Source organism: Corynebacterium sp. AOP40-4SA-5, from assembly GCF_052377355.1.
Lineage (GTDB): Bacteria > Actinomycetota > Actinomycetes > Mycobacteriales > Mycobacteriaceae > Corynebacterium.
In genome coordinates, this window is sequence record NZ_JBQSWS010000001.1 from 148,560 (window position 1) to 161,820 (window position 13,261).

A 13,261-nucleotide genomic window follows, 5' to 3' on the forward strand; every position below is an offset into this window, starting at 1 on the left:
GGCGTCACGGCGGATCCCCGCTGGTCGTCGTGTCCTTGTCCTTGCTCCCGTTGCTCCCCGGTTTCTTCTCTCCCGTCCTCTTGCGCAGTTGATCACGGTAGAGGCGGCGCCTCGCGGCACCGGGGTGGCGGCGCACCGTGGGGTGGTCGTTGTGTACGGCGGTCCGTGTCGGGTCCTCGCCGACGGGCGGTGTCCAGATGACCCGGCGCCCTGTGCCGTCTTCGGCGGTGACGGTCCACCACCGGTCCGGGTTGGTGCGGGAGTCGTCCACCCGGGCGTGCATGGCGGGTGAGACCAACGTCAGGTTGTCGAGGTCGGTCGCGCCGCCGGCGCTCCACCCGTCGATGTGGTGGACGTGGCAGTGCGCGGGGGCGCTGTCGGTGCCCGGTGCCGAACTGATGCCCTCCTCGCCGACGAGGGCGAGGTACTGGTCCAGGCTCCCCAGTCTGCGGGAGCGGCCGAAGCACAGCGTGCGGCCGTCCACGCCGAGAACCTGCAGGCAGGTCTCCAGGCGGTCGGTGTCCTCCAGCAACGTCGCGGCGGGGACGTGCACGCCCACGTCCGTCAGCGCTGTGCCGGTCCGTGCGATCAGCTGTTCGACCGGCATGACCGCGACGATGGTCGTCGCACCGCGGCCGGGGTTCAGGGCCCGTCCGGGGCCGTAACCGGCGTGGACGGCGGCGGCGAGCGCGTCGTGACGCCGCTGCTCCGGGGTGCGGTCGTCCTCGGCGGCGGCGTCCTCGTCCAGGAGGTCGCCGGTCTTGGCGTGGTCCGCCATGAGACGCTGCATCGACGCCGCGAGGTGCGGGGTCAGGGTGCCGCGGATCGGTGTCATCCCGTCCACGCCCTGCCGCCCGAGCGTCAGCGACCTCATCCTGCGGTGGTCCTTCTCGGTGTAGGGCTCGTCGGCCCCGACGAGGTCCAGGAGGAAGTTGCGTAAGGAGTCGAGGATGTCCGGCCCCTGCTTCCTGGCGAGGTCGGCGACGGGTTCGTCGGCGATGCGCGTGATCTCCGGCTGGATCGCGGCCGGCAGCGCCCGGATCTGACGGTCGACTTTCTCCACCCCGGCGGCGTCGAGGAGGCCTTCACCGACCAGTTCTGTCAGGTGCGGCATGTGCTCGACGTGCGGCGCGGTGGGGTCCGGCCCCCACGGGTCCGGCCGTTCGGCGGTGCGGGACCAGCCGGTGAGACGGGTCTTCGCGTCCCGCAGCGTCGTGTTGAGGATCTCGCTCAGTGCACGGGCACGTCGCTGTGGTCCGGCGGGGAGGTCCGCCTCGTGGGCGGAGATGAATGAGGAATCGGCCAGGGCCAGCTTCTTCCTGGCCCGTTCGAGCTTCTGCACGGCCTGCAGCCGGGAGGACTCGTCCATCCTCGACCAGGTCTCGGGGCCGTGGGCGATGACGTCCTGCACCGCGGAATCGAGCCGGTCCAGCGCCTCGCACAGGTCGGTGGTCGACCCGACCAGACCTGCAGGTGGTTCCGTCTCCGACATCCCCGCCGCCCCTCTCGATCATGTGTTCCGTTGGCCCGCCCTACATGAATCTTCTATCTGCCAACTAACAGTAATGTTCGAAAAGGTGTTCGTCAAGGGTTCTGCGCGAGAAAGTTTCCCGGGCCTCAGAAGTCTCAGAACCGTCAGAACTTGGTGAAACGGCCGGTCAGGTTCTCCTCCAGACGCGTCCACCCGTTCGCCTCCTCGTCGAAGGGGGGCGTCGGGGTCGCCGCGGAGGGGGACCCCAGCATGTAGGCGATGTAGTCCTGCAGACGCGGGTAGGCGAGGAGCACCTTGTTGACCCCGTCGTCCTGCGCCCAGTCGGCGGCGTCGGCCAACAGCTCGTACGCCCGGCCCAGCTGCTCGGTGTCGACGGCCTCGATACCCTCGGTGATGTCGGAGCGCAGCCCGGTGAACCCGTAGACGTTCGACGGGTGGACCTCCACCTCCAGCTCCCCGGCGTTGGCCAGGGTCACCAGGTCGCCCCAGGTCTCCATCTCCGCGAGGTCGTGGTCGCGTGCGTCGACGATCCAGCGCACCAGTGACCGGGAGGACGGGAAGGTGTTGATCTCCCCGCGGTGACCCAGGAACACCGGGGAGCGGTCGCCCACGTAGCAGCGCAGGGTGTAGACCGTGGTCCCGTCGACCGTGATCCGGATCGGGTCGATGCCCGCCCGGCCCCAGGGGGTGGCGTCGTACGGGTCGGCCGCGTCCTCGTCTGCGCCTTCCTCGTCCGAGCCTGCCGCGGCACCTGCAGCACCTGCGGTGCCAGCGATCTCCTCGTCGGCCTTCTCGTCCGCCCCTGCCTTCTCTCCGGCCTCCTCCTTCTCGGCGGCGGCGTCGATGCGCGCCTGCGCGTCGGCGACGAGCGCCTCGGCGTCCTCCCCGAGATCCGGGGTGACCAGTGCCTCGTCGACGTCGTCGGTGAGCTCGACCCAGTTGTCACGCACGGTCAGTCCCACGCTCGACCACTCGGCCAGCCCGTTCTCCCCGGCGTAGTGGTCCTGGCCGCGGCTGACGTTGGACAGCACGGAGTAGGAGTGGAACCACCGGTTGATGCGGTTGATGCCGCACACGACGCCGAGCGAGCGCAGCACCTGGAAGGCGTTGGCCACCGTCCGGGTGTTCTCGAAGGACGGACGGCCGGCCAGGTTGTTGGGGAGTTCGACGAAGCTGATCCGTCCGCCCTTGCGCGGGGTCACGCGCGCTTCCGCGCCGTCCATGAAGGACGCCCAGGCGGGGTGGTCCGCCAGGTCGTGGGCGGACGTCGAGGTGATGCAGGCCAGCAGTTCCGCCGGCGAGTTGAACGCGAAGACCCCGGACTCGTCGCCGAGGAACGCCTGCCACTGTTCGCCGCGCGACACCCAGCCTGGGGCCCACAGCGTGTAGTACGTGCCGGCGGTGGTCTCGAGCTCGAGGGTGACGATTCCGTTGTCTGCCATGACGACAGATTTTAGCGGGAAGCGTGGCCCGGGTCGATGACCGGACCACCGTGTGCACCGGTGGAGGTGAACAGCTCCGCCTTCAGCACCGGTGGCACGGTCGGCGGTGGTTCGCCGAGGAACTGCTCGACGTTGTATTCGGCGCTGGCCGGCGTGGTGACGATCCTGGCCAGGCCCCGGCGCTGCGACCGTCGGCCCAGCCGGCCCCTGCCCGTGTTGTCGTGGGTCATCGTGGTCTCACCCTCCTCAGGCGGTCGGCCGGTAGAAGCCGAGGAAACCCATGCCGATGTTCTCGGTGCGTACGGGGTTGACCTGCACCGGGTCGCCGGCCTCGATCATCTGCCCGTCGCCGGTGACCATGGCGACGTGGCCGTCCCACACCACGAGGTCGCCGGGGGCGAGGTCGTCGGCGCCCACGGGGGTGCCGACGGCCTGCTGGTCGGCGGTGCGCGGGATGTCGACCCCGGCCTGCCCGTAGGCCCACTGGGTCAGTCCGCTGCAGTCCACGCCGGTGGCCGGTGACGTGCCTCCCCACACGTAGGGCGTGCCGATCGCGGACTTCGCCGCCTCCACGGCCGCCGCGGCCTGCGGGGTGGGTGCGCCTGCCACGTCGGACACGTCGGATACGTCGGACGCTTCGGCGCCGACGGCCACCTCCGGCGGTGGGGACCCCGGGGACCCAGGCGACGCCGATGTCGCGGACGCCGGGGCGTCCGGTGACGGCGGCACCGTGGGTAGCGCGGCGTCGGTGACGTCGACGCGGGTGGTGAGTTCGGCGAGCTCGGCACCGAGGAGGTCCAGGCGTTCCTGGGCGCGGGCGAGGTGCAGGCAGGCGATCTGCAGCGCGGCGGCGGGGGCGCCGGGGGAGAGCGGGGCACCGACGACCGCCACCATGATCTGTCGGATGCACTGCTCGACGATGAGCGTGATGTCCGCCGCCGCGCGTCCGGTCGCCGCCGTCGCCTCCTGCGCCACGGCCTCGACCTCCCCGGCCAGGCGGAGGATCTCGGTGGTGTCGGTGCCTGCCCCGGTGAGCCGGTCGACGGCGACGCTGCCCGCGGTGCCGCGCAGCGCGGCGTCCACCAGCCCGGGGAGCTGGTTCGCCAGCTGGCCGGCCAGGTCGGACGTGCCGGCGTCCACCAGCAGGGCGGCGAGCGGGTGGTTGCCGGCGGACGCCGCCGTTGGCACGAGCCGGCGCACGGGTTCGACGAGGCTGAGCAGGTCGGTCATGCCCCGGGCCCCTGCCAGGTGCCCGAGAAGGCCGCCGCGGAGCCGGCCTCGCCGGCCGCCAGGTCCACCGCGGTGGTCGTCAGCGAGGAGGCGCTGGCACGGTAGAAACCGGAGAACCCCGCCAGGGCGTCCGCCTGCCGCCCGCGGGCGCGCTGCAGCGCGGCGACCAGCCCCGCGGCCTGCGGGACGAGGGCCGGGAGCACGGGCGGGACGGCCGGGCCATCGCCGGACGCACCGGTGGTGAGCAGGTCGGCGACACGATCGGCGCGGGACGCGGCGGAGGTCAGTGCCTCCACGTCCGCCACCAGGCCGGTCGCTGCGTGGGTCGGGGACTCGTGTGCGGGTGCCATGGTGAGAGAGACTCGCCGGCGGGCTCGGAGGTTCCCCGCACCGTGGGCTATTTTGGAGGGTATGGAGGATTCACAGCGAACCAGGCAGACCGGTGCGTCCGGCACGGCGTCGAGCGGGATGGAGGTCGTGCAGGTCGACCACCCGCTGGCCGCCTCACGGCTGACGATCATGCGCGACGCCCGCACCGACAACGTCGCCTTCCGCGGCGCACTCGCCGACCTCGGCGCGATGCTGGTCTACGAGGCGTCCCGCGACCTGCCGACCGAGGAGTTCTCCGTGGAGACCCCCGTGGCGATGGCGACGGGGCGGCGTCTGGCGAATCCGCCGATCGTCGTGCCGATCATCCGCGCCGGGCTCGGCATGATCGACCCCGCGCTCTCGATGATCCCCGACGCGCAGGTCGGTTTCCTGGGCATGGCGCGCGACGAGCAGACCCACGAGCCCGTGCCCTACCTCGAGGCCCTGCCGGACGACCTGTCGGACCGCACCGTGTTCCTGGTGGACCCGATGCTCGCCACCGGTGGTTCCCTGCTGCACGGTCTGCGCCTGGTCGCCGAGCGTGGCGCGACGGACATCGTGGTGGTCTGCATGGTCGCCGCGGTGCCGGGTGTGGAGGCGGTGCGTGACTCCGGCTACCCGGTGAAGCGCCTGGTCACCGCCACTGTCGACCCCGAGCTCGACGACAACGCCTACATCGTCCCCGGCCTCGGCGACGCCGGCGACCGGCTCTACGGCCCCCGCAACATCGACCTGAGCTAGTCGCGGGGCTAACTACCCGGCACAGCCTGGCGCACCGTGGTGGCGAGACCGGCCAGCGCGGACTCCACCGCAGCGGTCCCGTCGTCCGTCCCGCCGGCCACCTGGAGGTAGAACTTCGCCTTCGGCTCCGTGCCGGACGCCCGGGCGATGACCCGGTACCCCAGGCCGTCGTCCGACGTCCAGGTCAACCGCACGCCGGACGCCGCGTTGGTGCCGTCGAGTGGTTCGACGTCCGTCCCGCGCGCGTCCCGACCGGCCGCCAGACCCGCCGGCGGCGACTGCGCCCAGTCGGCGACCAGCGTCGCGGCGTCCTGCGTGGAGTCGCAACGTACCGGGACCTGCGCTGTGCGCACCGGTCCGAACTCGGCGTCGAGCCGGTCGAGCTCGTCCTGCAGTGAGGCGCCGTGGGCCTTGAGTTCCGCGGCCCAGGTGGCGGCGAGCAGCGCGGTGGCGAAACCGTCCTTGTCGGCCACGACCTGCGGGAACGGGCAGGTGCCGATCGCCTCCTCGTAGGCGTAGGCGAGCTCGCCGTCGGTATCGTCGGCGGCGCGGGCGAGGTTCTTGAACCCGGTCATCGTCTCGCGGAACTCCCAGCCGCGGGCCGCGGCGATGCGTCCCAGCAGGCAGGACGACACCACCGTCGTCGCGACGACGGGCTTGTTCCCTGTGCTGCCAGTGCCCTCAGCGCCATTGTGCTCCAGCGCCCGCTGCGCGAGCAGCGGACCGGTCTCGTCGCCGCGCAGCATCCGGTAGCCCAGCGGCGCCGAGGCGTCCGGGATGCCGAGCATGCAGCGGTCGGCGTCCGGGTCGAGCGCGACCAGCAGGTCAGGACGTTGCGAGGGCGGCGCGGCGGACGCCTGCGCCAGCAGCAGGTCGCACGCTCCCGGCTCCTCGGGGTTGGGGAAGTCGACGGTGGGGAACTCGGGGTCGGGCCAACGCTGCGGCACCACCGTGTCCGGCCGGTTGAACCCGGCGCTGCGGAACGACTCCTCCAGCGTGCTGCCACCCACCCCGTGCAGGGCGGTGTAGAGGACCCGCAGGTCGCGACGCGCCGCGAGCACCTTCCCCTCGCCGGACGCCAGGGGTGCGGCGACGGCGGAGACGTAGCCGTCGACCGCCCCGAGGTCCAGCGACACCGTGGTGGAGCGGGGCACGTCCGGCGCGGAGGGCTGGTCGTCGATGTGCGCCTCGATCTCCCGGTCCGCCGGGCTGACCAGCTGCGAGCCGCCGGCGAGGTAGAGCTTGTAGCCGTTGTCGCCGCGCGGGTTGTGGCTCGCGGTGATCTGCACGCCCGCGTCGAGCCCACGGTGCTTCACCAGCCACGCGATGACCGGGGTGGGCGCCGGGTGGGCGATCAGCGTGACGTCGAACCCCGCCCCGGCGAAGGTCTCCGCCGCCGCACGCGCCATGGCGTGTGAGCCGTACCGCGAGTCGTAGCCGACGGCCACGCTGACGGGACCGTCCTGTCGCCCCTGCCGCCCCTGCCGCTCTGTCAGCCAGGCGGCGACCCCGCCGGTCGCCCGCGTCACCGTGGACACGTTCATCCGGTCCGGCCCCGAGCCCACCGGGGCGCGCAGACCTGCCGTGCCGAACCTCAACGTGCCGCTCATCGTGTGGCCTCCGTTTCTGTTGTGTCTGAGAGCCTTTCGAGCAGCGTGCGCAGCAGCCCGCCGACCTCCGCCGCGGACGCGGCACCCGCGGCGAGTACCTCCTCGTGGTCGAGCGGTTCGCCGGTGATGCCGGCCGCCAGGTTCGTCACCAACGACAGGCCGAGGACCTCGAGGCCCTCGGCACGGGCCGCGACGGTCTCGTGCACCGTGGACATGCCGACCAACCCGGCGCCGAGGGTGCGCAGCATGCGGATCTCCGCCGGCGTCTCGTACTGCGGACCGGGCATCATCGCGTACACGTCCTCGCGTGTGCCCGGACGCAGCTCGCGGACCAGGGCACGCAGGGCAGGGGAGTAGGCGTCGACGAGGTTGACGAAGTCCGCGCCCACCAGCGGGGTGCGTCCGGTCATGTTGAGGTGGTCGCTGATCAGCACCGGCTCCCCGACCTCCATGCCCTCGGCGAGCCCGCCGGCGGCGTTGGTGAGCACCAGCCGCCGGACGCCACACGCCGCGGTGGTGCGCACCGCGTGCACCGTCCGCCACAGCGGGTGCCCCTCGTAGGCGTGGGTGCGTCCCAGCATCACCAGGACGCGCAGCCCGCCGACCTCCAGGCTGCGCACCGTGCCGCCGTGCCCCTCGGCCGTGGGCGGCAGGAAACCGGGCAGCTCGGCCATCGGGAACTCGGTCACCCCGCCGGCCCCGTCCCCGCCGCACAGCACGTCGGCGGCGGGACGCCACCCCGAGCCGAGCACGACGGCGACGTCGTGGGAGTCCCGTCCCGTCCTGCGCGCGATCTCCGTGGCCGCCCGGCGGGCGGTCGCGGCCGGGTCCGGTGTGACGTTCGTGTCCTTCGTGTCGGTCATACGGCCCAGCATAGGGCGCGGCGGGTGTCAGGTGGCCCGGGGTAGGAGAGGAGGGGCACAGTGACTAGAGTGGTGAGGATGGCCGGGAACGGCTGTCCCGCCGCAGCATCCCGACACGATCTTCACCTTGAAGGAGCACCGCCCCAGTGGCCTCAGAGAGCACCCTCGGTTCCGCCGACTCCGTCCCGGTGGCCGACGCCGTCGCCGCCTGGACCGTCGACAACCACGACACGGTGATCGGCTGGCGGCGCCACCTTCACTCCCACCCGGAACTGTCCCACCGCGAGACCGCGACCACGCAGTTCATCGTCGACCGGCTCACCGACGCAGGCCTGTCGCCGCGACGGCTCCCGGGCACCGGGGTCACCGTCGACATCGGCGGGCAGGGGACACGGGACGCCGACCCCGCGATCGCCTTCCGCGCCGACATCGACGCCCTTCCACTCAACGAGGTCACCGGCCTCGACTTCGCCTCCACCACCACCGGTGTGATGCACGCCTGCGGCCACGACATCCACACCACCGTGGTGCTCGGCCTGGCCTGCGCGCTGGCGGAGTACGACCGCGACCACGGGCTCACCCAGCGGGTACGCTGCATCTTCCAGCCCGCGGAGGAGGTCCTCGACGGTGGGGCGACCGACGTCATCCGCGCCGGTGCCCTCGAGGGCGTCAGCCACATCTTCGCCGTGCACGCCGAGCCGAAGCTGCGCGCCGGGCAGATCGGTGTGCGCACCGGTGCGATCACCTCCGCCACCGACGTGGTGGAGCTGGTGGTGCGTGGCGCGGGCGGGCACACCAGCCGTCCGCACCTCACCGCCGACGTGATCTACGCCGTCGGCCTGCTGATCACCCAGCTGCCCGGCCTCCTGTCCAGGCGTGTGGACCCGCGGACCGGCACCGTGCTGACCTTCGGCGCGGTCAACGGCGGGTCCGCCTTCAACGCCATCCCCCAGGAGGCCACGCTGCTGGGCACGCTGCGCACCGGAAGCCCCACGGTCTGGCGCGAGCTGGACGCCCTGTTCCCCCAGCTCGTGGAGCAGATCCTGGCCCCCACCGGGGCCACCGCGGAGATCCGCTACACCAAGGGTGTGCCGCCGGTGACCAACGACGACGCCTGCACCGCCGTGATGGCGCAGGCCGTGAAGGACGTCGACCCGCACGCCCTGCAGGAGGCACCGCAGTCCTCCGGCGGCGAGGACTTCAGCTGGTACCTGGAGCACGTCCCCGGTGCTATGGCGCGCCTGGGCGCGTGGACGGGCCGGGGGGAGAAGCCCGACCTCCACCAGCCCAACATCGTGCTGGACGAGGCGTGCCTGCCGGTGGGCATCCGGATGTTCGCCGGGGTCATCGACCAGTTCATCACCCTCGGGGACCAGTAGTACCGGGACCGTCACCGGGACCCTCGCCGCGACGCGGCCGGAACCGTCCTGCGGCGCCCTTCATCGCGCGCTGCGCCATGTCCATGGCGTCGCCGGTCATCTCCGAGGTGCGCATCTTACGCCGGGCCTTCTGCTCCTCCAGCGCGAGCTGCTGGGTGTGCTGCTGCTCCTCCAACGCCAGCCGGTGTTCGCGGCGCAGCCGGCGCATCCTCGCCCGTTCCAGGGCCTCCGGGCTGGGGGTGTGCCAGGACTCGGGGCCGACCTTCAGCACGTACAGCAGTACCGCGACCGCGGGGATGAGCAGCAGCAGGAGCGCGGAGGCGTCGTTGCCCAGGGCGATGGCCCCGGCGACGGAGCCGAGGGTGGTCAGCGCCATGATGCCGGCGCGGGGGCGTGCGCCACGGCGGTGCTGTTCGGCGAGTTCGCCGGCGGAGTAGACGGACACCGCCCCGCCGGGCTGGCCGGACTGGTTCGGCAGTGCGGGCAGGTCGTGGAACAGGACGTCGAGCTCGTGCCTGGTCTGGGCGGCCGCGGCCTCGCGGCAGCGGTCGTCGTACTCGGTCAGTGTGATCCGGCCGTCGGCGAAGTGGACGGCCAGCACCGACAGCGCGGCCTCACGGTCGGCGTCGCCGATACGGACGGTGGGGTCTCGGGGATCACGTGACATGGTCCCCAGTGTAGGACAGAGGGTCAGGCCCCAAAATCAGGCCCAGCCGAGGGTGCGCTCCACGGCCTTGTTCCACAGGGCGTAGGCCTCGTCGCGGTCGGACGCCGGCACGTCGGGGGTGTAGGTGCGTTCCTCCTGCCACAGCCGGCGGATCTCGTCGAGGTCGGCGAAGAACCCGGTGGCCAGGCCGGCGGCGTAGGCGGCGCCGAGCGCGGTGGTCTCGGTGATCTTGGGGACGGTGACGGGCACGCCGAGCTGGTCGGACTGGAACTGCATCAGCAGGGTGTTCTCCACCATGCCGCCGTCGGCGCGCAGGTGTGTCAGCGGGACGCCGGAGTCGGCGTTCATCGCGTCGACGACCTCGCGGGTCTGGAAGGCGGTGGCCTCCAGGGCGGCGCGGGCGATGTGCGCCTTGGTCACGTAGCGGGTCAGCCCGGCGATGATGCCGCGGGCGTCCGGCTCCCACCGGGGTGCCAGCAGTCCGGAGAACGCCGGCACGACCACGCAGCCGCCTTTGTCGTCCACGCTACGGGCCAGGCCCTCGACCTCGGAGGAGGAGCTGATCAGCCCGAGGTTGTCGCGCAGCCACTGGATCAGTGAGCCGGTGACCGCCACGGAGCCTTCCAGGGCGTACACGGCGGGCTGGTTGCCCAGCCGGTAGGCCACGGTGCTCAGCAGCCCGTGGGAGGACGTCTCCAGGGTGGTGCCGGTGTTCATCAGCAGGAAGTTGCCGGTGCCGTAGGTGCACTTGGCCTCACCGGGTTCGGTGCACGCCTGTCCGAAGGTGGCGGCCTGCTGGTCGCCGAGGATGCCGGCGATGGCCACGTTGTGCACCGGCCCGGAGCGCTGCACCCGCCCGACCTGCTCGGAGGAGCTGACGATCTCCGGCAGCATGGACATCGGCACGCCCATCGCCTCGCACAGCTCCGGGTCCCACTTCTGGGTGCGCAGGTCCATGAGCATGGTCCGCGAGGCGTTGGTGACGTCGGTGATGTGCCGGGCGCGGTGGCGGCGGTTCGTGGAGTTGTGCCGGGAGCGGCGGGTGAGTTCCCAGATGATCCAGGTGTCCATGGTGCCGAAGGCGAGTTCGCCGCGTTCGGCACGCTCACGCACACCCTCGACGTTGTCGAGGATCCAGCGGATCTTCGGGCCGGCGAAGTAGGTGGACACCGGCAGCCCGGTGCGTTCCCGGAAGAGGTCGCCGTGCTCGGCGTCGAGGCGGGAGCAGAAGTCGCCGGTGCGGTTGTCCTGCCAGACGATGGCGTTGTAGACGGGCTCGCCGGTCTCCCGGTCCCAGACCACGGTGGTCTCGCGTTGGTTGGTGATGCCCAGGGCGGTGAGGTCCTCGGTGCCGATGTCGGAGCGGGCGACGGTGTCGCCGATCACGCGGCGGGCGTTGAGGCGGATCTCCTCCGGGTCGTGCTCGACCCATCCGGGACGGGGGAAGATCTGCCGGTGTTCCAGCTGGCTGACGGAGTGCACGGCACCGGCGGCGTCGAAGACGATGGCGCGGGTGGACGTGGTTCCCTGGTCCAGCGACAGGACGTAGCCGCGTCCCGCCTGCCGTCCCTGCCGGGGCCGGAACAGGCCGCTGAGCCGGTCGACCATCAGAGGATCTTCAGCAGCGGCTGCGACTTGGTGACACCGTCCCCGGCGGCCACGCCGAGCTCCTGCACGGTGCCGGCCTTGTGCGCCTTGACGGAGTTCTCCATCTTCATCGCCTCGATGACCAGCAGCGGGTCACCCTCGGCGACCTCGGTACCCTCCTCGACCAGGACGGTGACCACGGTGCCCTGCATGGGGGCGACCGCGGTGTCGCCGGAGACCTTGACCTCGCGGCGTCCGGTGTTCTTGCGGGTGCGGCGACGCGTCCCGCCGGTGCCGACGAGGTCACCTGGGACGCTGACCTCGACGCGGCGTCCGTCGACCTCGACGGCGATGCGGCGGGACGGCACGGGCTCGTCGGCGCCTGCCTCCGCCTCGGCGTCGGTGGCGGCCGGCAGCTGGTTGTCCCACTCCTCCTCGATCCAGCGGGTGTACACGTCGAGGGAGTCGCCGGTGAAGGCGTCGTCGTCGAGGACGGCACGGTGGAAGGGGATGACCGTCGGCAGGCCCTCGACCACGTACTCGTCCAGGGCGCGGCGTGCCCGGGTCAGCGCCTGGTCGCGGTCCTCGCCGGTGACGATGAGCTTGGCGAGCATGGAGTCGAACTGGCCGCCGACGACCGCACCCTGTTCCACGCCGGAGTCGACGCGCACACCCGGGCCGGATGGCTCACGGTAGGACGTCAGCGCACCGGGGGCGGGCATGAAGTTCGCGGCGGCGTCCTCCCCGTTGATGCGGAACTCGATGGAGTGGCCCTGGATCTCCGGGTCGCTGGTGCGCGACAGCTCCAGTCCCTCGGCGATGCGGAACTGTTCACGCACCAGGTCCCAGCCGGTGACCTGCTCGGTGACGGGGTGCTCGACCTGCAGCCGGGTGTTGACCTCCAGGAAGGAGATCAGGCCGTCGGAGCCGATGAGGAACTCCACGGTGCCCGCGCCCTGGTAGTCGGCGGCGCGCAGGATGTCCTTGGCGGAACTGCGCAGCCGGTCGTCCTGCTCGGCCGTGAGGAACGGGGCCGGGGCCTCCTCGACGAGCTTCTGGAACCGGCGCTGCAGCGAGCAGTCACGGGTGGACGCGACGACGTAGTTGCCGTGCGCGTCCGCCAGCACCTGGCACTCCACGTGCCGGGCGCGGTCGAGGTAGCGCTCCACGAAGCACTCACCGCGGCCGAACGCCTTCTCGGCCTCACGGGTGGCGGAGTCGAACAGCTCCGGGATCTCCTCGACGGTGTGGGCGACCTTCATGCCGCGTCCACCGCCGCCGAACGCCGCCTTGATGGCCACGGGCAGGCCGTGCTTTCCGGCGAACTCCACGATCTCCGCGGCGTCCTTCACCGGCTCCCGGGTGCCCGGGACCATCGGGGCGTCCACGCTCTGCGCGTAGTGGCGGGCGGTGACCTTGTCGCCCAGCTCGGCGATGGCGCGCGGCGAGGGGCCGATCCACGTCAGCCCGGCGTCCACCACGGCCTCGGCGAAGTCGGCGCGCTCGGAGAGGAACCCGTAACCGGGGTGGACGGCGTCCGCGCCGGAACGCACCGCGGCGTCCACGATGCGGGTGATGTCCAGGTACGAGTCCGCAGGGGTGGAGCCGCCGAGGGCGAAGGCCTCGTCGGCCATGCGCACGAACGGTGCGTCGGCGTCCGGCTCGGCGTACACCGCGACGGAGGAGATGCCCTCGTCGCGGGCGGCCCGGATCACCCGGACGGCGATCTCGCCACGGTTGGCGATCAGCACCTTCGTCACCTTCGACAGCTTCCGGGTCTCTACCGGCACGTTCACTCCTCACAAAAACGGGTCACACACGACACTCACACAAGGGTCTACGATGTGACGACGTTACTACGTCACCCCGCGACAGGAAGAA

Annotated in this window: 12 protein-coding genes; 2 read left to right on the top strand and 10 right to left on the bottom strand. The window is 71.7% G+C overall.

What is annotated here, in order from left to right:
- Window positions 1-4: 4 nt before the first annotated feature.
- The 5 genes from ACT3S3_RS00710 to ACT3S3_RS00730 all read right to left on the bottom strand — a co-directional run bounded on the left by ACT3S3_RS00710 (window position 5) and on the right by ACT3S3_RS00730 (window position 4,514).
- Window positions 5-1,492, bottom strand: a complete 1,488-nt coding sequence (locus ACT3S3_RS00710; protein ID WP_301442866.1) for an HNH endonuclease signature motif containing protein — start codon at window positions 1,490-1,492, stop codon at window positions 5-7.
- A gap of 143 nt (window positions 1,493-1,635) precedes the next feature.
- Window positions 1,636-2,934, bottom strand: coding sequence for a hypothetical protein (locus tag ACT3S3_RS00715; RefSeq protein ID WP_301442867.1), 1,299 nt, complete (start codon window positions 2,932-2,934; stop codon window positions 1,636-1,638).
- 11 nt (window positions 2,935-2,945) lie between these two features.
- Window positions 2,946-3,164, bottom strand: coding sequence for a hypothetical protein (locus ACT3S3_RS00720; RefSeq protein WP_301442868.1), 219 nt, complete (start codon window positions 3,162-3,164; stop codon window positions 2,946-2,948).
- Window positions 3,165-3,180: 16 nt separating this feature from the next.
- Window positions 3,181-4,164, bottom strand: a complete 984-nt coding sequence (locus ACT3S3_RS00725) for a C40 family peptidase (protein ID WP_441578782.1) — start codon at window positions 4,162-4,164, stop codon at window positions 3,181-3,183.
- Complete coding sequence (locus tag ACT3S3_RS00730) at window positions 4,161-4,514, bottom strand: hypothetical protein (RefSeq protein ID WP_301442758.1); 354 nt, start codon at window positions 4,512-4,514, stop codon at window positions 4,161-4,163. Before ACT3S3_RS00730 ends, ACT3S3_RS00725 begins: the two co-directional genes overlap by 4 nt.
- A gap of 118 nt (window positions 4,515-4,632) precedes the next feature.
- On the opposite strand from ACT3S3_RS00730, the gene upp reads away from it, so the two are divergent.
- Window positions 4,633-5,274, top strand: coding sequence for a uracil phosphoribosyltransferase (gene upp / locus ACT3S3_RS00735; RefSeq protein WP_301442760.1), 642 nt, complete (start codon window positions 4,633-4,635; stop codon window positions 5,272-5,274).
- 8 nt (window positions 5,275-5,282) lie between these two features.
- On the opposite strand, the gene ACT3S3_RS00740 is transcribed toward upp, so the two are convergent.
- Window positions 5,283-6,884, bottom strand: coding sequence for a phospho-sugar mutase (locus tag ACT3S3_RS00740; RefSeq protein ID WP_444614742.1), 1,602 nt, complete (start codon window positions 6,882-6,884; stop codon window positions 5,283-5,285).
- Complete coding sequence (locus tag ACT3S3_RS00745; protein WP_301442756.1) at window positions 6,881-7,747, bottom strand: purine-nucleoside phosphorylase; 867 nt, start codon at window positions 7,745-7,747, stop codon at window positions 6,881-6,883. The genes ACT3S3_RS00740 and ACT3S3_RS00745 overlap by 4 nt, the downstream gene beginning before the upstream one ends.
- Before the next feature lie 146 nt (window positions 7,748-7,893).
- On the opposite strand from ACT3S3_RS00745, the gene ACT3S3_RS00750 reads away from it, so the two are divergent.
- A complete protein-coding gene (locus tag ACT3S3_RS00750; RefSeq protein ID WP_441578781.1) occupies window positions 7,894-9,126 on the top strand; it encodes an amidohydrolase in 1,233 nt (410 codons plus the stop codon).
- Here ACT3S3_RS00750 and ACT3S3_RS00755 read toward each other — a convergent pair.
- The 3 genes from ACT3S3_RS00755 to ACT3S3_RS00765 are packed head-to-tail and all read right to left on the bottom strand — an operon-like array spanning window position 9,107 to window position 13,170.
- Window positions 9,107-9,793, bottom strand: a complete 687-nt coding sequence (locus tag ACT3S3_RS00755; protein WP_444626005.1) for a DUF1707 SHOCT-like domain-containing protein — start codon at window positions 9,791-9,793, stop codon at window positions 9,107-9,109. The genes ACT3S3_RS00750 and ACT3S3_RS00755 overlap by 20 nt on opposite strands.
- 36 nt (window positions 9,794-9,829) lie before the next feature.
- The gene (gene glpK / locus ACT3S3_RS00760; RefSeq protein WP_301442754.1) at window positions 9,830-11,401 is read right to left on the bottom strand and encodes a glycerol kinase GlpK; all 1,572 of its coding nucleotides are present in this window, start codon (window positions 11,399-11,401) and stop codon (window positions 9,830-9,832) included.
- Window positions 11,401-13,170, bottom strand: coding sequence for an acetyl/propionyl/methylcrotonyl-CoA carboxylase subunit alpha (locus ACT3S3_RS00765; RefSeq protein WP_367620300.1), 1,770 nt, complete (start codon window positions 13,168-13,170; stop codon window positions 11,401-11,403). The genes glpK and ACT3S3_RS00765 overlap by 1 nt, the downstream gene beginning before the upstream one ends.
- Window positions 13,171-13,261: the final 91 nt, after the last annotated feature.